We start from the raw sequence: 22,398 nt of genomic DNA, 5'->3' as shown, positions 1-22,398 counted from the left end.
AGAGTCAGATGGCGATTCGCAGGATAGTGCAATACCCAGACCCGGTGTTAAAGAGCAAAGCTAAGCCAGTTACCAAGTTTCATGACCGCTTGCACAAATTGTTGGATGATATGGCCGAAACGATGGCAGATGCCCGCGGCGTCGGTTTGGCTGCCCCGCAAGTCGGGATTTTGAAGCGGGCAATCGTTGTTGACATTGGTGAAGGGTTGATTGAAATGGTCAATCCCGAAATCGTGGAGCAGCGCGGAGAACAATTGTCACCTCCGGAAGGGTGCTTAAGTGTCCCTAATCTGATTGGCGATGTCCGCCGGGCCAACTATATCAAAGTGAAGGGTCAAGACCGCTATGGCCAGCCGATGGAGATTGAGGCAGAAGGATATTTGGCGCGGGCCTTCCAACATGAAATCGACCATCTGAACGGCGTCCTCTTCATCGATGTGGCGGAAAGAGTGTACCGTCCGGATGCAGAGGGGGATGCGGATTGAGTGAACAGGTGAGGATTGTGTTTATGGGAACCCCGGATTTCGCGGTTCCCTCTTTGCAAGCATTGGTAGAAGAAGGGTATCACGTAGTCGGGGTGGTGACGCAACCTGACCGTCCCAAAGGACGCAAGCGGGAGCTAACCCCCCCGCCAGTTAAAGTTGCTGCACAGGCATTGGGCTTGCCTGTGCTCCAGCCTGAGAAGCTGCGAGAGCCCGCGTCATTGGATGAAGTGCTGGCTTTGCGTCCCGACTTGATCGTAACGGCGGCTTATGGGCAGATCTTGCCGGAGCGGCTTTTAAATGCCCCGCAGCATGGATGCATTAATGTCCATGCTTCCCTCCTGCCCCGTTACCGAGGTGGGGCCCCGATTCATTGGGCGCTGATCAATGGGGAACGGGAGATGGGCGTGACCATCATGTACATGGTCAAAGCATTGGACGCGGGCGACATGATCGCTAAACGGGCCATTCCTGTGGGTCCGGACGACCATGTGGGTACGATGCATGAGAAACTGAGTCGGCTTGGTGCGGAGTTGTTAAAAGAAACGTTGCCGGCGCTGTTAAAGGGTGAGATCGAAGCAGAACCGCAAGTAGAAAGCGAGGCGACATTCGCTCCCAACATCAAGCGGGAAGACGAACGGATTGACTGGAGCCGCCCCGCGGAAGCGTTGGCCTGCCAAGTGCGCGGGCTGTGCCCATGGCCGGTGGCCTTTACAACATGGAAAGGAAAACCACTCAAGATCTGGTGGGCCATTCATACAGATGAACCTTCCGATGCGCCGCCGGGAACGGTGACGCAAGTGGACGAGCAAGGCATTGTGGTTGCGACTGGCAGTGGCTCGCTCATTTTGAAAGAGGTACAGCCGGCAGGAAAGAAACGCATGCCCGTGTCGGAGTTTGTGCGCGGCCGGCCGATGGAGATTGGTGAACGGTTGGGTGAAGCATGATGAAAAAGACGGTATCAGCCCGAGATGTCGCGCTTGATGTGCTGCTCCAGGTGGAACAGCATCAGGCATACAGCAATTTGGCGCTTAACCAGGCTCTTTACCACAGCGGACTGGATGATCGCGACAAAAGGTTGGCGACAGAATTGATCTATGGCACCGTGGCACGTTTAAACACCTTGGATTGGATTGGGAACCTCTTGGTGAAAAATGGGCTTCGTTCCCTGCAACCTTGGGTGCGCCAGTTGGTAAGAATGAGTTTGTACCAATTGCGCTATTTGGACAAGATCCCAGAGCGGGCTGCGGTGCATGAGGCAGTGCAAATCGCTAAACGGCGAGGGCACCGGGGCATATCCAGCTTGGTGAATGGCGTGTTGCGCTCGTATCTGCGCCGGCAGGATGAGTTTCGCTTGCCTGACCGCCCTGCCACCCTCAAAGAAAAAGCGCTCCGCCTTTCACATCCAGAGTGGATGGTTAAGCGGATGGAAGAAGTGTACGGCGCCGCCGAAACGGAACAGGCTCTCCTGTCTAATCTGACGCCACCTAAAGTAAGTGTCCGGGTGAATCAGCTTAAGCTGAAACGGGAAGTATTCCTCGAACAGTGGAAACAATTGGGTCTGGGAGAAGCTGTGGCATCGCCTTTGGCACCGGAGGGCGTGGTGATTCAGCGGGGCGGAAATCCGGCCTTTAGTCCGTTATTCCGGGAAGGGCTGTGTACCATCCAAGATGAGAGTTCCATGCTGGTCAGCCGGATCTTGCACCCTCAACCGGGGATGCGGGTGTTGGACGCCTGTGCCGCTCCGGGTGGGAAAACGACACACTTGGCTGAATTGATGCAGAATCAGGGGACGATTGTTGCTTGCGATATACACGCGCATAAATTGGAGCTGATCCGAAGCAACGCCGACAGGTTGGGGATTGGGATTATCGCCGAACAGCAAACCGATGCACGTGAGGCGAGTGCTTCGTTTGCGACCGCTTCTTTTGACGCCATTTTGCTGGACGCTCCTTGTTCCGGCCTAGGGGTGATCCGCCGCAAACCAGATATCAAATGGAGTAAAGAGGCGCAAGCGATTGAACCATTGGTTAAGTTGCAACGGGAGCTACTGGAGGAAGTGGCTTCTCTGCTAAAGCCCGGGGGTGTGTTGGTTTACAGCACTTGTACCTGGGAGCCACGTGAAAACAGGGAGCAAGTGGAGTCGTTTGTGAAGCGCCATCCGGAGTTTAAGCTGGATTCGACGTTTATCCAGAACTTGGCACCCGCGGTGAGGGAGCGAGTTGTCATCGGTGACGGATGGATTCAATTGTTGCCGCACCATTTCGGGAGCGATGGCTTCTTTATTGCACGCATGCGCAAAATCAAGTGAAACCGTTAGTATGTCTCGTTATTGTTTGGTCTCTTACCGCCATATCCAGCGCGGTAAGAGCCTTTTTTTCATGAATCAAGCCTTTAGCTTGCATGAACAAGATGGATTAGCGGCCAATGCGGCAGGTGTAATAATCGATTGTCATCAACATACTAAAATGGAGGTTAAAGGGGGCATAACCGTGTTTAATATTATTCGTTCAGAAGAAAGATACCAAGCTGATTATGGTTGGTTGCAGACAAAATACAGTTTTTCGTTCGGCCCATATTATGATCCGGACAATATGGAATTTGGGGCGCTGCGTGTGTTGAATGACGATATCGTGGCGCCAGGGACCGGCTTTGATTTTCATCCGCACAACAACATGGAGATCGTCACGTATGTGATTTCAGGAGAGTTACTACATCAGGACAGCATGGGCCACAAAGAGGTGATTCGGGGGGGCGAAGTACAGTGCATGACGGCGGGAACCGGCATTTATCATTCTGAAACAAATCCCTCGTCCACCCAACCGGTTCATTTGTTGCAGATCTGGTTTTATCCCGAGCAACAGGGACTCACCCCCACTTATGATCAAAAAGCATTTCCGGTCAGGGAGCAGAAAAATATGTGGATCCCAGTGGTGACTGGACACAAGACGGAGGAAGCGCTACATATCCACCAAGATGTGAGCGTGAGCATAGCCACATTGGAAGCGGGCAAAACGCTGACCTGTGAGCAAGCATCGGGACGGCGGTTCTTTTTGTTTGTCATCGAGGGTGCTTGTTTGGTAAATGGGGAGCGGTTGGAGGCCGGCGACAGCATCCGGGCGGTCGGAATCGAGCAACTTGAAGTGGCAGGGCTGAGTGATGTCCATCTGATGTGGATGGATTTGGCGTAACAATCCCATTCCAAATGGAAGGGAAACAGCGGGTTAGTCCGGTGGCGACGACTAGCCTACGTCTCCTGTTTTTTCTGTCTACCTCCAGATTATTGCTCCAGTTTGACGAAACTTCTGCATAGATTGTCACATTTTTGTCGAAATTTGTTTTATGATAAAAGAGCAACGATCGTTGGAGGAAGGGGATTGGCATATGCTGTACGGGATTTTTGGTATCCTGTTGTTTCTCGGTGGGGCGCTCGTCGGCTATGAGGCCTTTAAACTGTGGACGAGCCCGGTGCATGTAGGGATAGAAAAGGTCAGCCTGGCGGGTTGGGTGTTAGCCGTCGATGTGCCGGAAGCCGAAATCGTGAAGTATATCATTTCTTTCCTCATTTTGAGCGGAGTGTTGTTTCTCGCTTCTTTGTATCTGTTTAAACGGGCCTGGCTAAAGCAGAGCTGAAGCAGCACCAGTGGCATCTTCCATAGGGGGAACCTGATTGGTTCTCCCTTTTTCGCGTGCCTTGATGCATACCGCGCGGCTTTTGGTGAGAAGTTAACAATGGTGATGTATATGAGTAATCCATCTTTTCGCATTTGGCGAAGGAAAGAGCAGCGAAAACAAAAGAAGCTTGATGAACATTATGAAAAGCAATTGAATGCGGCGTTGGGGGATGAGCCGATCAAACCGACCGCCAAAGAAAATGCCGACTTCATCAATAAGGTGTTAGGGGATTGTTCCGATTTGGTCACCCGCTCGTTCACCATGGAGGGAGAGGTGGGGTGCGCTGTTCTGTTCATTGATGAGTTGGTCAACAAGGAAGTGGTTCACAACTTTTTGTTGCGCCCACTCATCAACAGTGAAAAGACTCGTCAGTCGGCAGACGAATTATGGACGATGATTACGCAAAACATCGTGGAAGTGGGGGAGACCAAGGAAGCAGATGATCTGAAGACGGCGGTGGACGCCATCTTGAGCGCGGACACCGTTTTGTTCATTGACGGGCTACAAAAAGCGCTGATTGTCGGAACCAAGGGATGGGCGACGCGAGGCGTGAGTGAGCCGAGGGCGGAAGCCGTAGTACGCGGACCGCGTGAAGGCCTCAGTGAGACGATGTGTTTCAGTTTGGCGATGATTCGCCACCGCTTGCGTGATCCCAACTTCAGGGTGAAGTACCACACCATCGGCAAACGCACCAAAACCACTGTGGGCTTGCTTTATATCGAGGGCTTGAGCGATCCCAAAATCGTCAAAAAAGTGACAGACCGCCTGAAAGAAATCGAGATTGACGGGGTGCTGGAAAGCGGGTACATCGAAGAGATGATTCAGGATCAAATATGGACGATGTTTCCACTGGTGCAAAACACGGAGCGCCCCGATACCGTCGTTGCCCATCTGCTTGAGGGGAAAGTGGCCATTTTGGTTGAAGGGACGCCGCACGCATTGATTGCGCCGGCGGTGTTCACCCAATTTTATTTCAGTCCGGAAGATTATTATGAGAAATGGTACCACTCTACTTTTTTGCGGTTCATCCGCTTGATGAGCATGATTATCGCATTGTTGCTGCCTGCGCTGTACATTGCGTTTGTCTCCTTCCACCCGGAGATGCTTCCGGCCAATTTGGCGATTGCTATGGCCGCTGGTCGGGCGACGGTGCCCTTCACGGCCACTTTGGAAGCGTTGCTAATGGAGATTAGTGTGGAAATACTGCGCGAAGCAAGTATCCGCTTGCCTGTCCCGATCGGCCCCACGATTGGGATTGTAGGTGCGTTGGTGATTGGTAATGCGGCGGTCACAGCCGGTCTTGTCTCTCCGGCCATTGTGATTGTCGTTGGTCTGACCACGATCAGTTCGTATGCCAACCCCAGCTACAACGCCGCTATTGCTGTGCGGTTGCTTCGGTTCGGCTTTATCATTTTAGCAGCGATGTTTGGTTTGTTCGGAGTGATGATGGGACTGATGATCATGGTATTGCATCTGGTGCAGTTGCGTTCGTTGGGCATTCCGTACATGGCGCCGTTCTCGCCGCTTAACTTGCGGGATTTGCGCGATTCGTTGGTGCGGGTTCCATGGAGATGGATGAACCGGCGGCCCGCTGTTTACCGCTCGCAAGATCCGACCCGCCAAGGAAAGGGGGAGGCCGAATGAGCAAACTTCGCTCCGAACCTGATGTTGGTCACACGATTTCCCCTTACCAAGCGTTCGTTCTGATGTACCAGTCGATGTATGGGGTAGGGATCTTGAGCTTGCCGCGAGATGTGGGGAAATTCACGGGGAATGATCTGTTATGGGTCATCGTGGTATCCGGTTTGACTGTGTGGGGGATCGTCATGCTTAATACCTGGTTATCCCAAAGATACCCAGGGATGACCATCATGACGTATGCTCCTCGGATATTGGGAAATGACAAGCGTGAATGGGTGGGAAAGGTGCTCACTTTTCCGATTTTGGCAGGCTTGGCGATTTTTTGGATCTTGGGGATGTCCATCAGTACACGTGTTTTTGGCGAAGTGGTGGTGACCGGGGTCTTGGTTCAAACCCCTATCGAAGCGGTGATCTTGGTGTTTCTGATCGCCAGCGCCATTGCCGGGGGCAGCCATCCCACCAATATGGCCAAGTTTAACGAGTTTATGTTTCCCTTTACCTTGATCCCCATCCTGTTGTTGGTGATTGCGCTGATTCAGCGTGGGGAGTTGGCGAATCTGTTTCCGATGGGCGAAGCCAATTGGCCATTGATTTTGCGAGGTGTGGTCAGTGCCACTTATTCGTTTGCCGGTTACAAGATCCTGTTGATATTCAGCGGCTATTACGCCAAACCCTATAAATCGTACCAATCCCACTCCACCGCAATGTTGAGCGTGACATTTATTTATTGGTTTGCCTGTTTGACTTCGCTGAGTGTGTTTGGCAAAGACGAGATTAACAACATTTTGTATCCGGTTTGGGAATCGATTAAGGTTGTCTACTTGAAAGAGCTGTTTTTTGAACGGATGGAGTCAGCGATCTTAGCGATCTGGCTAATCGCGGTGTTCTGTTCCATCTCGAACTTGTTGATGAGTTTGGTGCAGGCGCTGATGGATGCTTTCCATCTGCATGAAAAGTGGAGACGTTGGGTTTCGTTTGGCATTTTGCCCATCGTTTACTTTATTGCACTGACTCCCCAAAACATCAAAGTGGTGGGGATTTATGCTTCCCGACTGGGCATATTTGCCCTTATGTTGGCACTTTCCATTCCTGCCATTCTTTTGCCAGTTTCATTGATCCGCAAGAAGAAAGGAGAAAGCCCTAGTGAAACGACGGCTAGTTAAAGGAATACTCGCTTTGCTGGCGTTCATCCCGCTGGTCGGGTGCTGGAATGCGCAAGAGATTGAGAAGCGCACGATTGTCGTTTCCATGGCGATCGACCGAAATGAAAGCGGGGGGTTGACGGTTAGCATCCAAGTTCCCAATCCGCGTCAAATCGCCGGTGGTAGCGGTGAGGGAGGCGGCGGAGGTGGTGGAGGCGGGGCGGTTGAAGTCTATTCGGGAAGCGGCCCGACACTGGAAGCGGCGTTTGGGGAATTGAGTCGCAAATCGATTTATCCCATGTTTCTGGGGCATATGCAAACGCTGATCTTTAGCGAGGAATTGGCCAAACAAGGCATCGCCCCGATTCTGGACTTTCTGCGTCGCGATCCGGAGATCCGACGACACATGTACCCCATCGTCGTGTCTGGCAATGCCAAAGATGCATTAACTGTTCAGCCCAAATTGGAACAGATCCCTACTTATTATGTGCGCAACTCCATTGAAAGTCAGATTGACTTGGAGAGAGTGTACGACATGACTCTGGGGAAAGCTTTTGTCGACCTGAGCCATCCAGGTAAGCAAGTGCCGTTGTTCTATTATTTCAACGCGACGAAGGATGGCTTCAAATACAATGGAATGGCTGTTTTCCATGGCGACAAAATGGTTGGTACGCTGGATCCTAATGAGATGAACATTGTGCTCAATGTACGTGAAAAAAAGGCGGGTAGGGAAGTCGTAGCCGTCTGCTCCGGAGGAAAGATCGTTTTCAGGCCACACAAAGTGAAGCGCCGATTCACCATCACCAATCAACCGAAAGCGATGATTGCCATCGAGTTGGCGGGAGAGGTGTTGGAGAGCAGTTGCAACTTCACGATCAAGGATGAACGCGCGCTTGAGAAGGTGAATAAGATCGTCGCTAGCCAGTATGAACAGATCGCTCGAAAAGTGACCGCCCGAGCTCAGCGAGAATTGAAGACGGATGTGTTCCAGCTCCGAAACCACGTTCATTCTTACTACCCTCAAATATGGAAAAGAGTTAATTGGGATACTGCGTTTCCCCACATGCCGATCCAGATGAAGTATGATGTCAATGTGAAACGAATTGGTTTGAAAGCCCAATGATGATGGGGAGAGGAGTGAAAAAATCTTCACGTCCTGTCCCTTTTCATTCCGATGGACTATGATATAATAAGGAAAGTTTTGAATGGGACAGTCTGTTCAAAGCGTCTGGTAGTTTAAAGAAACTGGTGAGAATGAATGATGAAACCTTTTGCATATGATTTGACTTTCCCAGGATGGAAAGAGTGGATGAAAGAAAATCAGCAGCCAGCTTTCCGCGCGAAACAAGTGATGGACTGGCTTTATGTCAAACGGGTGGATGCGTTTGATGAAATGACCAATTTGCCCAAGGATTTGCGGGAGCGGTTGAATGAGACGTTCCGCTTGCAACCGTTGGACGTATTGACCACCCAAGTCTCTTCCGATGGGACAGTGAAGTTTTTGTTTGGTTTGCATGACAAACATGCCATTGAAACGGTGATCATGCGCCACCAATACGGCATCAGCGTCTGCGTGACCACGCAAGTTGGTTGCCGTGTCGGTTGCACGTTTTGCGCCTCCACGCTGGGCGGGTTAAAACGGAACCTGAGCGCAGGCGAAATCGTGGCCCAGGTGGTGCAGGCCCAGAAGTATTTGGATAAAACGGATGAGCGTGTGAAATCCGTCGTGGTGATGGGTTCAGGCGAGCCTTTTGAAAATTACGAACCAACCATGGATTTCATCCGCATCATCAATGATCCCGCCGGTTTACATATTGGACAGCGGCACATCACCGTTTCTACCAGTGGCGTCGTGCCCAACATCTATCGCTTTGCGGATGAGGATTGGCAAGTGGGCTTGGCGATCTCGCTCCATTCACCCAATACCGAGCTACGTTCCAAATTGATGCCGATCAACCGGCGGTATCCGCTGGCTGAATTATTGGACGCCTGTTGGTACTATTTAGAGAAAACGGGGCGTAGACTCACTTTTGAATACGCTTTGATCGGGGGCAAGAATGACCAGCCTGAGCATGCGCACGAGCTGGGCAAACTCTTGAAGGGGATGAATTGCCTGGTCAATCTGATACCCGTCAACTATGTGCCGGAGCGGGATTACACCCGCACGCCGAGAAAACAAGTGTTTGAGTTTAAACGCATCCTCGACTCCTATCGCGTTAACACCACCATCCGCAGAGAGCATGGCCATGATATCGATGCGGCGTGTGGACAATTGAGAGCAAAGCATAGTAATGTAAATGCGTGAGATAGATATTCTCCTGAAACCGGCATTTGCGTTGCATGCCGCGTTTACCGGCGGTTCCGGTAACCATGCAGTGACGCGTTCTCTTTGCATTGATATGGCAAGCGGACAACGAAATAAAGGGAAAGGGGTAACCGGAGATGTTGATGGCACGGCGTACTGACATTGGCCGCGTGCGCGATCTCAACGAAGACAGCACAGGTCTTTTTGTCACCGATTCCGGAACGGTGATCGCCATTGTCGCGGATGGCATGGGCGGTCATCAAGCCGGTGATGTCGCTAGCAGCGAAGCGGTGGACACCATTCAAAACGTGTTAAAGATAGAGAATTTGAACGTCTCCACCGATGAGAAAAGCGAAGTCTTGTTACATGCGGTGGGCAAAGCGAACGAACGAGTCTATACACTCGCCACCGAGAATAGTCATATGCAAGGGATGGGTACGACCACGATCGCGGCGATTGTGGATGAGCATGAAGTGGTTTTGGCCCATGTCGGCGACAGCCGCGCGTATGTGTTGCATAATGATGGGTTGTACCAGTTGACCGAAGATCATTCCTATGTGAACCTCTTGATCAAGCACGGGCAGATCACGGCGGAAGAAGCACGCAATCATCCGCAGCGCAATATGATCGTCCGCGCAGTGGGTACCAGTGAAGATGTGGAAGTGGATTTGGTCAACACGCCGTGGTCGGAGGGGGATTTCCTGCTTTTGTGTTCTGATGGGCTCACCTCCATGGTTAGCGAGCGGGAAATCGGCATCGTGTTGTCATCCACAAGCATGAGTATAGATGAGAAAGCAGATAAGTTGATCCAACTGGCATTGGAAGCTGGTGGAAATGATAACATTTCCTTAATTCTTCTACAACATACAGGAAGGTCGGCTACATCTTAATCGGGTTCAAGGAGGAACGAGGTGACCATGCAGATGGAAGGGAAGAAGCTGGGGGGACGGTACGAGATAGTGAGCCGTGTTGGCGGCGGAGGGATGGCGGTTGTATATAAAGCGAAAGACTTGCTCCTCCATCGTTATGTGGCCATTAAAGTGCTGAGCGAATCCCTTAGCAACGACTCAGAATTCATACGTCGCTTTAGTCGGGAAGCGCAAGCTGCTGCGAGTTTGTCTCACCCCAATGTAGTCAATGTTTATGATGTGGGGAAAGATGGATATACGCACTACATCGTCATGGAATTGGTTGAAGGGCCGACATTGAAGCAATACATTTTGGAGCGTGGGCCGCTGCCGGTGCAAGAGGCTGCCAACATCGCGATGCAGATCTGTGACGGTTTGGCGCACGCGCACGAAAACCAGATTGTGCACCGCGATATCAAACCGCATAATATCTTGCTGGGTTCCAATGGTCGAGCCAAAGTGACCGACTTTGGGATCGCCCGTGCAGCGAGTTCGTCTACGATCACTCAGACGGGTTCGGTGATGGGATCAGTTCATTATTTTTCGCCGGAGCAAGCGCGTGGCGGCGTGATCGGCGAAAAGTCAGACCTTTATTCATTAGGGATCGTGCTGTATGAGATGTTGACGGGGCGCCTGCCGTTTGACGGGGACTCTGCGATTTCCATCGCTTTGAAGCATTTGCAGGAACAGCCGGATGATCCGCGTCGGTTCAACGAGCAGATTCCTGATAACATGGCGGGCATCATCATGAAAGCGCTGGACAAAGATCCGAACAACCGCTTCGCTTCTGCCCGCGATATGATGCACACTCTGCAACAAGCGGTGCAAATGGGGCCACGGATGGAGTCTAATTGGAGCGCTTCGCCCAAGCCCACACAGAAGCAGATGTACCAGACGATTCCGTTGACCGATGACGACAACGACCCGCCTGTGGCCACGATGAAAGAGGAGCGGGAGCCGTCATATCGCTCACCGATCCAGCGGCCGGAGATCCGCTCCAGCACGCAGAAGCAGCCTGGCCTGGGCGACAAGACGCTGGCCAACTTGGAGCGGTTGAAAAACGTGCCCAACGGCGGTGACCAAACGATTTTCCAACGCACCGTCGTCTGGTTGGAAAATGTGCAGGCCAAACTGCCGTGGTGGCAAAAGCTCTTATTCGGACTCTTTACCGTCTTTGTGATCCTCGTCATCAGCGTCTGGGGTTTCAATCAAATCTGGGGCTTGTTTAGCGGTGGCAGTGACGAGCCAAATGTACAACAACAATCGGAATGGATTGTACCTGACAACTTGAATACAAAACAAGACGTGGAAAATTTCGTCAAGGAGAAAGGGTTGCCAGAACCGGAGTTCCGGTATGAAAAAGGCGAAGCGGATAAGGTGTTAGAAATTTCCCCCTCTCCTGGGGAGAAGTTTGATAAAAACACCCAGTTCAAGGTGAAAATAGGTGTCGAGGGCCAGCCTTTGGATAATTTTTTCGGTAAATATGAAACTGGTATGAAAAATATAGCCTATAGTTCGGACTATAAAATCGTGCTTTATCGGTGTCCTGATCCCGAGGGAGCAAGGGCCGGTTATGCCAAGATATATAAACAAGAGCCAAAGGCCGGCACATATGTGAAAAAAGGGGACACAGTAAAAGTTTATTCGTACATTACTCAGATGCCAGAATGCAGAGAAACTCCTTGGAGTCAGGTGAAAGGATAATACGGTAAAAAGGAGGTCCTATATGCCGGCAGGGCAAATCGTCAAAGCGATCAGTGGATTTTACTATGTGCGCTCGGAGACGGGGGAAGTGTTTCAATGCCGGGCGCGCGGCGTGTTCAAATTTGAAAAGAAAAAACTGACTCCGCTGGTGGGCGATTTCGTTGAGTATGACGTGACGGGGTTGGACGAAGGCGTTGTGACCTCCGTCCAACCCCGTTATTCTGAATTGACACGCCCACCCATCGCCAATGTGGATCAGGCGATCGTCGTTTGTTCCCTTCGTGAACCGCATTTTCAACAGATGCCGGTAGACCGGTTTCTGGTGCATGCGGAGCGGGAAGGATTGGACATTGTGATTGTGATGACCAAGCGGGATTTGATTGAAGATGAGAGCGAGATTGAACGAGTGAGAGAGATTTATCATGCAGCTGGATATCCGGTGGTTGCCACCAGCATTCATACCGGCGAAGGGCTGGATGAGGTTCGGGAACGGTTGGCGGGGAAAGTGTCTGTGTTTGCAGGGCAGTCGGGTGTGGGCAAATCCTCTCTGCTCAATCAGCTGTTGCCGGGTCGGCGATTGGAGACAGGTTCGGTGAGCAAGAAGCTGGGGCGGGGCCGCCATACGACGCGACAAGTGGAGCTGTTGCCGCTTGACAGCGGCGGACAGGTGGCCGACACCCCCGGATTCAGCCAATTGGCGTTTCAGGGGATGGAACCCACCGATCTGGGCGCCTGCTTCCCGGAAATGCGCGAACGGGCGGAAGCGTGTCGATTTCGGGGCTGTCTCCATCTGAACGAACCGGGGTGCGAAGTGAAAGAGGCGCTTTTAAACGGGGAGATCCATCCGGATCGTTACCAGCATTACGAAACGTTTATGAATGAGATCAAAGAAGCGCTTTTAAGGAGGTATTGAGCATGATTAAAATAGCCCCATCGATATTGTCGGCCGATTTCGCGCGGCTGGGAGATGAGGTCAGGGAAGCAGAACAGGCTGGCGCCGATTGGATTCATGTCGATGTGATGGATGGCCGGTTTGTGCCCAACATCACCTTGGGTCCGGTGGTGGTGGAGGCGATCCGGCCCCATACTCGCCTGCCACTGGATGTTCATCTGATGATTAACGATCCGGATCACTATATCGAAGCTTTTGTCAAAAGCGGTGCGGATGTGGTGTCAGTGCACCAGGAAGCTTGTCCCCATTTACATCGCACCGTATACCGCATCAAGGAGCTGGGTGCCAAGGCAGGTGTGGTTATCAATCCAGCGACGCCCGTTTCGCTCATCGAGTCGATTCTACCAGATGTGGATTTGGTCTTACTCATGACCGTCAATCCGGGGTTTGGTGGTCAGAAGTTCATCTCCAGCGTGTTGGACAAGATCGGACAAGTCCGCAGATTGCTGGTTGAGCGCAGCTTGTCTCATGTCGATGTGGAAGTGGATGGCGGAATCAATGCACAAACGGCAGCACTCGTCGCTCAAGCGGGTGCCAATGTCTTGGTCGCCGGGTCAGCGGTATTTGGACAAGCGGATCGCCAAGTAGCGATGGTTGCTATCCGGGAGGCGGGCGAGCGGGCGTACAGTCGTGGCTGACGCTTTTTTGTTTGGTTTGAGTAGGATAACCCGTCCTATGGCATAAAGAAGGAGACGGTAACAGCATGAGACAAGGACAACGTTTAGTCAGTATGGTGGAAGTGGCCATCATGGCTGCCATTGCGATTGTCTTCAACCACTTGACGCCGTTTCAATTGTGGCCCAACGGGGGATCGATTACCCTCTCAATGGTGCCCATTGTGGCGGTGGCGTTTCGTCGTGGAGTGAAACCCGGACTGATGTGCGGCCTGTTGACGGGGGCATTGTTGATCGCTTTAGGTGGAACGGTTGTCCACCCAGTGCAGGCCGCGCTCGATTATCCGATTGCGTTTGCCGCCGTTGGCCTGGCCGGGTGGGTGCGGCTTAGCGAGGGGCGTTCCCGCCAACGGCAATTATGGCTGATCGGTTTAGGCGTGTTGGTGGCTGGAGGCATTCGTTATTTGGCCCATGTCGCGTCAGGGGTCGTTTTTTTCAGCGAGTATGCGGGTAACCAGCCGGTGCTGTTGTATTCGCTTGGTTACAACGCCACGTTTATGGTACCGGAAGTGCTGATCACGCTTGCTGTTTGTGGTGGCGTGTATTGGACTGCCCCTCAGCTATTGTGGCGTCGTGAACGGAGGGGATGAGGTTTGTCTCGGCAACCGATGGTTTATGTGGTCGCGGGGGGCGAGGTGACCGAGGAAGAATTGATGGCCATCCAAGTGGAACCGGGATTTGTGATCACGGCAGATGCGGGAGCACAAGCTTTATTGCGGATGGGAATGAAACCACACTTGGCGGTGGGTGATTTTGATACGACGGGTCGCGGATTCGTGGGCGAATTGGCCCGGCTAAAGGTGCCGACAGAAGCATTGCCGGCGGAAAAAGCGGTGACCGATTTGCATTTCGCGCTGATCAAAGCCGTGGAGCGAGAACCGGATGAAGTGCGGATCTTGGGGGCGCTCGGCGGCCAGCGATATGATCACATGTTGGCCAACATCGCTTTGTTGGAGTGGTTGGCGGAGCAGGGTGTCGGCGGCGTGTTGCTCCACCGCACCAACCGCATCCGCTTGTTGGTCGGACCGGGCCGACTCTCCCTCCCACGGCAAGGTTTTCAGTACGTGTCATTGATTCCGCTGACGAAAGAGGTGCAGGGCGTGCGGACGGTCGGGTTGAAATATCCGTTGCACAGCGAAACCCTGCATCGCATCGAGAGCAGGGGGATCAGCAATGAATGGAGCGACGCCGAAGCGATGGTGGCGATCCAAGCAGGGAAGCTTTTGGTGGTGGAGAGCAGGGAAGGGCTCGTCCCTTAATTCCCTGTTCTAGGTACCATTTTCACCCTATAGAATATAAATAAGTTGATGACATGTATCGCGGTCGATTCGACCGGGACGGTTAAGGGGTGAGAACGTTGCGTTTCTATACCATCAAGCTGCCCAAGTTTCTAGGCGGCGTCGTCAAAGCGATATTAGGCATGTTGAAGAAAGACTGAGCATCAACCCCCAGTTGTTGCAAAAACAAAAAAAGCACCCGGTGAGGTGCTTTTTCTTTTGGCTTTACACGCGGGTGACCAAGCCGGATTTGAGAGCACGGGTGCTCACATATACGCGTTTTGGTTTGCCATCAACGAGGATACGCACTTTTTGTACGTTTGCTCCCCATTTCTTTTTGGTTTTGCGGTTGGAGTGGCTAACTTTATTTCCGGTACGTCCTTTTTTGCCAGTAATATAACATACGCGAGCCATTCTTCTGCACCTCCTCTGTCTTTCGTGCGAAAGGCTTCCGGGGATGGATAGGATCCAGTGGGAAGCCCCAACGAAAATGGCAGGATCGTCCATCTTCCTGCGTCATGCTGATGGCCTTTCCCCATAATGGAAGACTGGGGATTCTTGAGTGACCGCTTCGATGGAAGGGCGACCCAAGCGCACTCCGCCGGCCCAGCGGTGCCACGGATTTCATTGTCATCGGAAAGGTGCCGGACTGGCAGTACAGTTTACCGCTTTGTCCAGCCGACTTCCTTCATCCGTTCGATAAGGACTAAACACCAGCACATTGTAGCATACCTCTTCTTTACTTGCAAGGTGCAGAAGAGTTCAGTATCATGAATGTGTTGTTATCCTTTAAATCATCTTGACAGTATTGTACAATTGTTCTAGTTAGCAAAGAAACCTCACTTCGGGAGGAATATGTATGAGCTTAGAAGTTTCCACGCAATATGGACAAATCGAAGTGGCCAATGAAGTGATTGCGACGGTAGCGGGCATTGCTGCGATGGATTGCTACGGTCTTGTTGGCATGGCTTCGCGCAGTCAACTGAAGGACGGAATCACTGAACTGCTGAGACGGGAAAACTTGAGCAAAGGGATTGAAGTACGTTCGGAACACGGTGAAATCGTGATCGACATGCATATTATTGTCGGCTACGGCACCAAGATTTCGGAAGTGGCTCACAACGTTCAATCAAAAGTGAGATATACCCTTGACCAAATGATTGGACTCAAGGTGAATCAAGTCAACATCTTTGTACAGGGTGTGCGGCTGGTGAATGAGGATTAAGGAGGAACACTGTTGGGACAGCAATTTATTGACGCAACAATGTTTTTACAGATGATGCGCGCCGGTGCGCGTAGCTTGAATAATAATGTGGAAACGGTGAATGCCCTGAACGTTTTCCCTGTGCCGGATGGGGATACGGGAACCAACATGAACCTGACCATCACTTCCGGTGTGCAGGAAATGGAGAAATCTGCCACGGCTGAGACCGTGGGTAAGCTGGCGGAAGCGCTTTCTCGGGGGCTCTTGATGGGTGCGCGCGGCAACTCGGGCGTGATTTTGTCCCAGTTGTTCCGCGGCTTCTCCAAAGCAGTTGCCGATAAGGAGCGGATTAACGCCCGCCAACTGGCCGACGCGTTTCAACGTGGGGTGGAGACGGCTTACAAAGCCGTGATCAAACCCGTTGAAGGGACCATTTTGACGGTGGCGCGCGAGGCTGCCGATGCGGGGATGAAGCGGTCTTGGGGCACTGAAGATCCGTTGGTGATCATGGAAACGGTGTTAAATGAAGCCAAGCGGACACTGGCGCGGACGCCGGACATGTTGCCCGTGCTGAAGACGACAGGGGTTGTCGACGCCGGCGGTCAGGGGCTGGTCTTTATTTATGAAGGGATGTTTGCTGCCCTTTCCGGACAAGTAACGGCTGAAGCTACCGAAGTTTCCGCGTTGCCCGATCTGGATACACTGGCTTCGATGGCGCATGAGAATTTCCAGGCCAAGATCGATCCATCGGAAATCGAACACGGCTACTGCACGGAATTTATCATTAATCTGAAAACCGACCGCCGCGAAACCAAACCGTTCGACGAAGAGGTGTTTCGCAACGAAATCGGCCAGTTTGGCGACTCGCTACTGGTTGTATCCGACGAAGAATTGGTAAAAGTACATATCCATGCGGAGTTTCCGGGGGATGCCCTCAACTGCGCCATGGCATATGGGGATTTGACACGGATCAAAATCGACAACATGCGTGAACAACACGCAGCAGCGGCCGGCGAAGCACCAGCAGCCAAACCTGCGCCAAAAGCTGCGCCGGACAAAAAGTACGGCATTGTGGCCGTGGCGGCAGGCCCGGGGATTGCTGACATCTTCCGTTCGCTGCAAGTAGATGTGGTGATTGAAGGCGGTCAGACGATGAACCCTTCGACAGAGGAGATTGTCAAAGCAATCCGCCGTATCAATGCGGAGCATGTCATCATCCTGCCCAACAACAAGAACATCATTTTGACGGCAGAGCAAGCAGGCGAAGTGGTTGACACACCAGTGACCGTGCTGCCGACGCGCACCATTCCGCAAGGCTTGTCCGCTTTATTGGCCTTTGATGCCGATGCAGAGCCGGCTGCCAATGAAGAGCGTATGCGGGAAGCGTACCAAGCGGTGCAATCGGGTGAGCTTACTTACGCCATCCGCGATTCCAAGCTGAACGGGCATGAGATCAAAAAAGGTGACTACCTTGGAATCCGCGAAGGCAAGATCGAGCTGGTCGGCCAGGAAGTGACCGAAACGGCGGTGGAATTGGTGACGCGGATGATCGGTGAAGGGGCGGATGTGGTGACGATCATCTACGGTCAAGATGTGACCGCGGACCAAGCCGAAGCCCTTCAAAAAGCGATCGCGGAGAGACATCCTGATGTGGAAGTAGAAGTCCATGAAGGCGGGCAACCGGTTTACTACTATCTCTTCGCCGTAGAATAAGCTTGTGGGAGGTCTCAGCATGGGAAATGTGAAAGTCTTTTGTGACAGCACTGCCGACATTCCGCAACATCTGATCGAGGAGCTGGATGTCACGGTCATTCCGGTCAAAGTTCAAGTGGCGGGAGAATCGTATTTGGATCGGGTGACGATCACGCCCGCTCAGTTTTATCAAAAGATGAAAAGCACGCCGGATCTGCCGATGACTTCGCAACCGTCTCCGGTTGAGATCACCGAGGCGTATCGGGAAGCGATTGAAGCCGGGGCGAAGGAGATTTTGTCGATCCATATTTCGTCCAAGATGAGCGGCACTTTCCAAACGGCGTTGTTGGCTAAATCGATGATTGAAGAGGAATACCCCGATATCCGCATCGAGGTGATTGACAGCCGGGCAGTGACATACGCGCTGGGCGTGCTCGTGGTGATGGCGGCCCGGGCGGCGAAACAGGGGCGCTCTTTGGCCGAATTGCAAGAATTGGTTCAGCGCTTGCGCGAGGAGCAATTACTTGTGGCATTGGTCGATACCTTGGAATATCTGCAAAAAGGTGGCCGGATCGGGAAGGCGTCAGCGTTAGTCGGTTCGCTCTTAAACATCAAGCCGATTATCTCAATCAATGACGAAGGCGAGATTTACGCGATCGACAAGGCGCGTGGGAAGAACAAGGCGCAAGCCAAAGCGTTTGAGATATTGAAAGAGAAGGGGCCATCCGGACCGGTTTCTGCGGCGATCCTGCATGCCGATGAAAAAGAACAAGCTGATATCTGGCTGGAAAAAGTCAAAGAGTTGTTCGATGTCAAAGAAGTGGTCGTTGTCGATCTTGGACCGGCTGTTGGAACCCACGCGGGACCAGGCACCATCGGTTGTTTGCTGGTTCCCGTGGAGGAAAGTTAACTTGCTGTCGTGATTGAGGTGGAAAAATGAAGTACCGAACTGTTTTTGATATTATAGGTCCCATTATGATTGGTCCTTCAAGTTCTCACACAGCCGGGGCGGCAAGAATCGGACGTGCGGCCAGGACGATCTTCGGACGCCAGCCCAAGCGCGCCATCATCACGCTGTACGGATCGTTTGCGAAAACCTACCGCGGGCATGGAACCGATGTTGCACTGGCAGGTGGACTGTTAGATTTTGATACTTTTGACAAACGAATGGTGCAATCGCTCGACATTGCCCGGGAAGAAGGAATGGAGATCATTTTTCGGGAATCTGAAGAGCTGACGGATCATCCCAATACGGCGCGGATCCGTTTGGAGGATGAAGAGGGCGAAGTGGAAGTGGTGGGTGTCTCGATCGGCGGCGGCAAGATGGAGATCATCGAATTGAACGGTTTTGACTTGAAGTTGTCAGGCAATGATCCTGTGCTACTCGTTTTGCACCAAGACCAGTACGGAGCGGTAGCCAGTGTGGCCACTGTATTGGCCAAACATCAAATCAACATCGGATTTATGCAAGTGTCGCGGAAAGAAAAAGGCTCCCAAGCACTGATGTCTATCGAGACAGATCAGAAAGTGGAGGAAGAAGTGCAAGCGGCAATCAGGAGCTTACCCGGCATCCATGCCGTGACGATTTTATAATCCGCCAGAGTAACCGCCGTTCCTTGTCGACCGGCGGTTTTCTTTGACGGATGATATTGGCAACCCTGCGCTGCTTTCGCATGGTTTATCATGGAGATAAAAAGGGATTTTTCCGGTTTGAATGGAAAAGGGGTGAAGCCCCGCTTGCGTTGGGAACGGGTGTGGCAATAGATCCGGAAAATTATGTGACAGAGAAGGGGATTGGAACGATGAAGTTTCGAACCGTGGCAGAATTGGTAGAGCTGGCGGAATCAGAACACCTGAAAATATCAGATGTGATGCTTGCCCACGAAGCAACGGTGTTTAATCGGCCGGAGGAAGACATCTTTGATGAGATGGGGCGCAACCTCGATGTGATGCTTGAAGCGATTAAACGGGGATTGACCGAAGACATTCGCTCGCATAGCGGTTTGACGGGCGGAGATGCCAAAAAAATACAGGAGTACAAGCGCACCGCACCGGTCTTGCTTTCAGGCGGGACAGTATTGGATGCGGTTTCACGAGCCACTGCCGTTTCGGAAGTGAATGCGGCCATGGGCACGATTGTCGCCACCCCGACAGCAGGAGCATGCGGGATTCTGCCAGGTACGATTGCTACTGCGGCGGAAAAACTGGGTTCCGATAGGGAAACGATGATCCGTGGATTGTTCACTGCGGGAGCGATTGGCTTCTGTATTGCCAACAACGCCTGTATCTCAGGAGCTGCTGGCGGATGCCAAGCTGAAGTCGGCTCTGCTACGGCGATGGCAACAGCGGCGGTGGTGGAGATGGCCGGAGGAACGCCTTCGATGTCTGCGGAAGCGGTAGCCATCGCATTGAAAAACATGCTCGGCTTGGTGTGTGATCCGGTAGCCGGCCTGGTGGAGGCGCCCTGCGTTAAACGAAACGCGATGGGTGCTGCCATTGCGATGGTGGCAGCAGATATGGCAATGGCGGGTGTGAAAAGTGTGATCCCTACAGATGAAGTAATCGATGCCATGTACAAAATCGGCCAATCGATGCCCGTGGCTCTGCGTGAAACAGCTTTGGGCGGTTTGGCTGCTACTCCCACAGGCCGGGTGCTGGAACGGCAAATTTTTGGGACGATCGACCAGAAATCATGAATTTGAGCCAAATTCCGGTGGATGCCCTTCCCGGAGTGGGAGAGCAACGGAAACAAGATTTGGCCGAGCTGGGGATTCACACGATTGCCGATTTGTTGGCGCATTACCCTTATCGTTATGAAGATTATCGCTTAAGCGATTTGTCGCAAGCTGAACACGATGACCGAGTGACGGTGCGAGGGCAGGTTTTTGGACAGCCAAGCGTCCGCTGGTTCAATAAGAAAAAGTCACGCATGACCGTCAAACTGGATGTCGACGGTGTGATGGTGAATGTTATTTGGTTTAACCAAGCTTATTTGAAAGACAAGATCCGGGCTGGCCAAACATTGGTCGTTTCCGGCAAATGGGACCGGCATCGTCTTTCGATCAACGCCGACCGCACATTTGTGAGTCAAGTGGAACAGGAGAAGCATCTGGGTCGGTTGGAGCCGGTGTATTCTGTCACCAGTTCGATCAAAATGCATTGGTTGCGCAAATTGATTTATGAAGCATTTACGCAATATGGGCGGGAGATAGAAGAAATCTTGCCGCAGGAATTGCGTGAGCGGTATAAACTGATCCCGCGCGCCCAGGCCATGTACTACCTCCATTTTCCCAAAGGCAAAAAGGAAGGCATGCAAGCGCGACGCCGTATGGTGTATGAGGAATTGCTGTTGTATGAACTGAAGCTCATGTGGTTGAAAAAAATAACCCGCACGGAAACGGAAGGGATCGCCCATCGGTTTTCTGACGACGAGGTGGAAGCATTCATTGCTAAGCTGGCATTCCCGCTGACCGGCGCGCAACGACGCGTGGTTGAGGAAATTTTGTCCGACATGAAGGCGCCACACCAGATGAACCGCTTGTTACAAGGAGATGTGGGTTCGGGAAAAACGGTGGTGGCCGCCATCGCCTTGTACGCCAACTATTTGAGTGGACACCAAGGGGCGCTAATGGTGCCGACGGAAATCTTGGCTGATCAGCATGCTAGCTCCATCAGCAAGCTGTTAGCACCGTTTGGGGTGAATGTCGTCCCATTGACGGGAAGCATGACAGCCAAGGAGCGGCGGGAAGCGCTGGGGCAGATTCAGATGGGCTTGGCCAATGTTGTCGTTGGCACTCACGCCTTGATTCAAGAAGCGGTGGTTTATCGTGATTTGGGTTTGGTCATCATGGATGAACAGCATCGTTTTGGCGTCAAACAACGGGCTACCTTAAGGCAAAAAGGGGGCGCACCGGATGTGTTGCATATGACAGCCACACCGATTCCACGCACATTGGCGATCACCGTGTTCGGGGAGATGGATGTGTCGACGATTGACGAAATGCCAGCTGGCCGCCAGCCGATTGACACGTATTGGGTTAAAAAAGACCTGTGGCCCCGCATCGTCAATTTTATTGCCAAGGAGTGCCAAAGTGGGCGCCAAGCTTATGTGATTTGTCCGCTGATTGAAGAGTCAGAGAAGCTGGATTTGGAAAACGCTCAGGAAGTGTTTGAACAGCTGGCTACACAGTTGGCACCGATCCGGGTCGGCTTGTTGCACGGACGGATGGCCCCGGCGGAAAAAGAAGAAGTGATGCGGTGTTATGCGGAAAATGAGGTGCAAGTGCTAGTGTCAACCACTGTGGTCGAAGTGGGTGTTAACGTGCCCAATGCGACAGTGATGGTGATTTATGACGCCGACCGCTTCGGCTTGGCGCAATTGCACCAATTGCGTGGCCGGGTTGGGCGCGGTGGGGGTGCTTCCACCTGTGTGCTGGTGGCTGATCCTAAGTCGGAAATGGGCGTGGAACGGATGCGCATTATGACCGAAACGACGGATGGATTTGAAATTTCTCGCCGAGACTTGGCATTGCGCGGACCGGGTGATTTCTTGGGTGTGAAACAGAGTGGCCTCCCCGATTTCAAGTTAGCCGATTTGAATGAAGATGTCCGGGTATTGGAGGTGGCGCGCACGGATGCGGCATGGTTGGTGAATCAACCGGACTTTACCACCCGTCCCGAGTGGCGTCCCCTCGTGGAATATTTGCGTGAAAACCAATTGGAAACGCTCAAGCTTGATTAAG

Annotated in this window: 24 protein-coding genes; 23 read left to right on the top strand and 1 reads right to left on the bottom strand. The window is 52.4% G+C overall.

Features of this window, described 5'->3' with window-relative positions:
* Positions 1-8 precede the first annotated feature (8 nt).
* From def to spoVM, 17 genes are all read left to right on the top strand, one after another.
* Complete coding sequence (gene def, locus NYR52_RS10995; protein ID WP_259435643.1) at positions 9-485, top strand: peptide deformylase; 477 nt, start codon at positions 9-11, stop codon at positions 483-485.
* A 23-nt stretch (positions 486-508) separates the two neighbouring features.
* The gene (fmt, locus tag NYR52_RS10990; protein ID WP_259436760.1) at positions 509-1,429 is read left to right on the top strand and encodes a methionyl-tRNA formyltransferase; all 921 of its coding nucleotides are present in this window, start codon (positions 509-511) and stop codon (positions 1,427-1,429) included.
* Positions 1,426-2,793: a 16S rRNA (cytosine(967)-C(5))-methyltransferase RsmB gene (gene rsmB, locus NYR52_RS10985; RefSeq protein ID WP_310795316.1), complete on the top strand. Its 1,368-nt coding sequence runs from the start codon at positions 1,426-1,428 to the stop codon at positions 2,791-2,793. The genes fmt and rsmB overlap by 4 nt, the downstream gene beginning before the upstream one ends.
* 181 nt (positions 2,794-2,974) lie before the next feature.
* Positions 2,975-3,673: a pirin family protein gene (locus tag NYR52_RS10980; RefSeq protein ID WP_259435642.1), complete on the top strand. Its 699-nt coding sequence runs from the start codon at positions 2,975-2,977 to the stop codon at positions 3,671-3,673.
* Positions 3,674-3,866: 193 nt separating this feature from the next.
* Positions 3,867-4,115 (top strand): hypothetical protein, encoded by a 249-nt coding sequence (locus NYR52_RS10975; protein WP_022736403.1) that lies wholly within the window; start codon positions 3,867-3,869, stop codon positions 4,113-4,115.
* A 111-nt stretch (positions 4,116-4,226) separates the two neighbouring features.
* Entirely contained in the window at positions 4,227-5,801 is a 1,575-nt protein-coding gene (locus tag NYR52_RS10970; protein WP_259435641.1) for a spore germination protein, read from the top strand.
* Entirely contained in the window at positions 5,798-6,961 is a 1,164-nt protein-coding gene (locus tag NYR52_RS10965) for a GerAB/ArcD/ProY family transporter (protein ID WP_259435640.1), read from the top strand. Before NYR52_RS10970 ends, NYR52_RS10965 begins: the two co-directional genes overlap by 4 nt.
* Entirely contained in the window at positions 6,942-8,063 is a 1,122-nt protein-coding gene (locus tag NYR52_RS10960; RefSeq protein WP_259435639.1) for a Ger(x)C family spore germination protein, read from the top strand. The genes NYR52_RS10965 and NYR52_RS10960 overlap by 20 nt, the downstream gene beginning before the upstream one ends.
* 138 nt (positions 8,064-8,201) lie before the next feature.
* Complete coding sequence (gene rlmN, locus NYR52_RS10955; RefSeq protein ID WP_106341662.1) at positions 8,202-9,245, top strand: dual-specificity RNA methyltransferase RlmN; 1,044 nt, start codon at positions 8,202-8,204, stop codon at positions 9,243-9,245.
* The gene (locus NYR52_RS10950) at positions 9,238-9,405 is read left to right on the top strand and encodes a hypothetical protein (RefSeq protein ID WP_158283344.1); all 168 of its coding nucleotides are present in this window, start codon (positions 9,238-9,240) and stop codon (positions 9,403-9,405) included. The genes rlmN and NYR52_RS10950 overlap by 8 nt, the downstream gene beginning before the upstream one ends.
* A complete protein-coding gene (locus NYR52_RS10945) occupies positions 9,383-10,135 on the top strand; it encodes a Stp1/IreP family PP2C-type Ser/Thr phosphatase (protein WP_022736398.1) in 753 nt (250 codons plus the stop codon). The genes NYR52_RS10950 and NYR52_RS10945 overlap by 23 nt, the downstream gene beginning before the upstream one ends.
* Before the next feature lie 33 nt (positions 10,136-10,168).
* A complete protein-coding gene (pknB, locus tag NYR52_RS10940; RefSeq protein ID WP_259436758.1) occupies positions 10,169-11,857 on the top strand; it encodes a Stk1 family PASTA domain-containing Ser/Thr kinase in 1,689 nt (562 codons plus the stop codon).
* Positions 11,858-11,879: 22 nt separating this feature from the next.
* Positions 11,880-12,770 carry a ribosome small subunit-dependent GTPase A gene (rsgA, locus tag NYR52_RS10935; RefSeq protein WP_132222265.1) on the top strand — a complete coding sequence of 297 codons (891 nt, stop codon included), beginning with the start codon at positions 11,880-11,882 and terminating at the stop codon, positions 12,768-12,770.
* 2 nt (positions 12,771-12,772) lie between these two features.
* On the top strand, positions 12,773-13,447 hold the full coding sequence (gene rpe, locus NYR52_RS10930) for a ribulose-phosphate 3-epimerase (protein ID WP_259435638.1): 675 nt from the start codon (positions 12,773-12,775) through the stop codon (positions 13,445-13,447).
* Positions 13,448-13,512: 65 nt separating this feature from the next.
* Positions 13,513-14,073, top strand: coding sequence for an energy-coupled thiamine transporter ThiT (gene thiT / locus NYR52_RS10925; protein WP_132222261.1), 561 nt, complete (start codon positions 13,513-13,515; stop codon positions 14,071-14,073).
* Between the two features lie 3 nt (positions 14,074-14,076).
* Positions 14,077-14,742, top strand: a complete 666-nt coding sequence (locus NYR52_RS10920; protein WP_259435637.1) for a thiamine diphosphokinase — start codon at positions 14,077-14,079, stop codon at positions 14,740-14,742.
* Between the two features lie 89 nt (positions 14,743-14,831).
* Complete coding sequence (spoVM, locus tag NYR52_RS10915) at positions 14,832-14,921, top strand: stage V sporulation protein SpoVM (RefSeq protein WP_083465010.1); 90 nt, start codon at positions 14,832-14,834, stop codon at positions 14,919-14,921.
* 64 nt (positions 14,922-14,985) lie between these two features.
* Here spoVM and rpmB read toward each other — a convergent pair whose 3' ends face one another.
* A complete protein-coding gene (gene rpmB, locus NYR52_RS10910; protein WP_022736392.1) occupies positions 14,986-15,174 on the bottom strand; it encodes a 50S ribosomal protein L28 in 189 nt (62 codons plus the stop codon).
* A gap of 445 nt (positions 15,175-15,619) precedes the next feature.
* On the opposite strand from rpmB, the gene NYR52_RS10905 reads away from it, so the two are divergent.
* The 6 genes from NYR52_RS10905 (at position 15,620) to recG (ending at position 22,397) form a co-directional block, all read left to right on the top strand.
* Positions 15,620-15,985 (top strand): Asp23/Gls24 family envelope stress response protein, encoded by a 366-nt coding sequence (locus tag NYR52_RS10905; RefSeq protein ID WP_022736391.1) that lies wholly within the window; start codon positions 15,620-15,622, stop codon positions 15,983-15,985.
* A 12-nt stretch (positions 15,986-15,997) separates the two neighbouring features.
* Positions 15,998-17,677 (top strand): fatty acid kinase ATP-binding subunit FakA, encoded by a 1,680-nt coding sequence (gene fakA, locus NYR52_RS10900; RefSeq protein ID WP_375163149.1) that lies wholly within the window; start codon positions 15,998-16,000, stop codon positions 17,675-17,677.
* Between the two features lie 19 nt (positions 17,678-17,696).
* Positions 17,697-18,566, top strand: coding sequence for a fatty acid kinase binding subunit FakB (gene fakB, locus NYR52_RS10895; protein WP_132222257.1), 870 nt, complete (start codon positions 17,697-17,699; stop codon positions 18,564-18,566).
* A gap of 26 nt (positions 18,567-18,592) precedes the next feature.
* Entirely contained in the window at positions 18,593-19,249 is a 657-nt protein-coding gene (gene sdaAB / locus NYR52_RS10890) for an L-serine ammonia-lyase, iron-sulfur-dependent subunit beta (RefSeq protein ID WP_054096012.1), read from the top strand.
* A 209-nt stretch (positions 19,250-19,458) separates the two neighbouring features.
* Entirely contained in the window at positions 19,459-20,352 is an 894-nt protein-coding gene (gene sdaAA, locus NYR52_RS10885) for an L-serine ammonia-lyase, iron-sulfur-dependent, subunit alpha (protein WP_259435636.1), read from the top strand.
* Positions 20,349-22,397 (top strand): ATP-dependent DNA helicase RecG, encoded by a 2,049-nt coding sequence (gene recG, locus NYR52_RS10880; protein WP_259435635.1) that lies wholly within the window; start codon positions 20,349-20,351, stop codon positions 22,395-22,397. The genes sdaAA and recG overlap by 4 nt, the downstream gene beginning before the upstream one ends.
* Position 22,398: the final 1 nt, after the last annotated feature.

It is taken from the genome of Laceyella sacchari (assembly GCF_024927925.1).
Lineage (GTDB): Bacteria > Bacillota > Bacilli > Thermoactinomycetales > Thermoactinomycetaceae > Laceyella > Laceyella sacchari.
Note: the sequence above shows the minus strand (reverse complement) of the source record. Positions and strands in the feature narration are given on the sequence as shown.

What these genes read in the sequence shown, in the direction of transcription:
- NYR52_RS10970 (WP_259435641.1), top strand. Translation starts at nt 4,227, where the DNA reads ATGAGTAATCCATCTTTTCGCATTTGGCGAAGGAAAGAGCAGCGAAAA.
- fmt (WP_259436760.1), top strand. Translation starts at nt 509, where the DNA reads ATGGGAACCCCGGATTTCGCGGTTCCCTCTTTGCAAGCATTGGTAGAA.
- NYR52_RS10965 (WP_259435640.1), top strand. Translation starts at nt 5,798, where the DNA reads ATGAGCAAACTTCGCTCCGAACCTGATGTTGGTCACACGATTTCCCCT.
- rpmB (WP_022736392.1), bottom strand. Translation starts at nt 15,174, where the DNA reads ATGGCTCGCGTATGTTATATTACTGGCAAAAAAGGACGTACCGGAAAT.
- NYR52_RS10950 (WP_158283344.1), top strand. Translation starts at nt 9,238, where the DNA reads ATGCGTGAGATAGATATTCTCCTGAAACCGGCATTTGCGTTGCATGCC.
- def (WP_259435643.1), top strand. Translation starts at nt 9, where the DNA reads ATGGCGATTCGCAGGATAGTGCAATACCCAGACCCGGTGTTAAAGAGC.
- rsgA (WP_132222265.1), top strand. Translation starts at nt 11,880, where the DNA reads ATGCCGGCAGGGCAAATCGTCAAAGCGATCAGTGGATTTTACTATGTG.
- sdaAB (WP_054096012.1), top strand. Translation starts at nt 18,593, where the DNA reads ATGAAGTACCGAACTGTTTTTGATATTATAGGTCCCATTATGATTGGT.
- thiT (WP_132222261.1), top strand. Translation starts at nt 13,513, where the DNA reads ATGAGACAAGGACAACGTTTAGTCAGTATGGTGGAAGTGGCCATCATG.
- fakB (WP_132222257.1), top strand. Translation starts at nt 17,697, where the DNA reads ATGGGAAATGTGAAAGTCTTTTGTGACAGCACTGCCGACATTCCGCAA.
- NYR52_RS10905 (WP_022736391.1), top strand. Translation starts at nt 15,620, where the DNA reads ATGAGCTTAGAAGTTTCCACGCAATATGGACAAATCGAAGTGGCCAAT.
- rpe (WP_259435638.1), top strand. Translation starts at nt 12,773, where the DNA reads ATGATTAAAATAGCCCCATCGATATTGTCGGCCGATTTCGCGCGGCTG.
- sdaAA (WP_259435636.1), top strand. Translation starts at nt 19,459, where the DNA reads ATGAAGTTTCGAACCGTGGCAGAATTGGTAGAGCTGGCGGAATCAGAA.
- pknB (WP_259436758.1), top strand. Translation starts at nt 10,169, where the DNA reads ATGGAAGGGAAGAAGCTGGGGGGACGGTACGAGATAGTGAGCCGTGTT.
- rlmN (WP_106341662.1), top strand. Translation starts at nt 8,202, where the DNA reads ATGAAACCTTTTGCATATGATTTGACTTTCCCAGGATGGAAAGAGTGG.
- NYR52_RS10975 (WP_022736403.1), top strand. Translation starts at nt 3,867, where the DNA reads ATGCTGTACGGGATTTTTGGTATCCTGTTGTTTCTCGGTGGGGCGCTC.
- NYR52_RS10945 (WP_022736398.1), top strand. Translation starts at nt 9,383, where the DNA reads ATGTTGATGGCACGGCGTACTGACATTGGCCGCGTGCGCGATCTCAAC.
- recG (WP_259435635.1), top strand. Translation starts at nt 20,349, where the DNA reads ATGAATTTGAGCCAAATTCCGGTGGATGCCCTTCCCGGAGTGGGAGAG.
- rsmB (WP_310795316.1), top strand. Translation starts at nt 1,426, where the DNA reads ATGATGAAAAAGACGGTATCAGCCCGAGATGTCGCGCTTGATGTGCTG.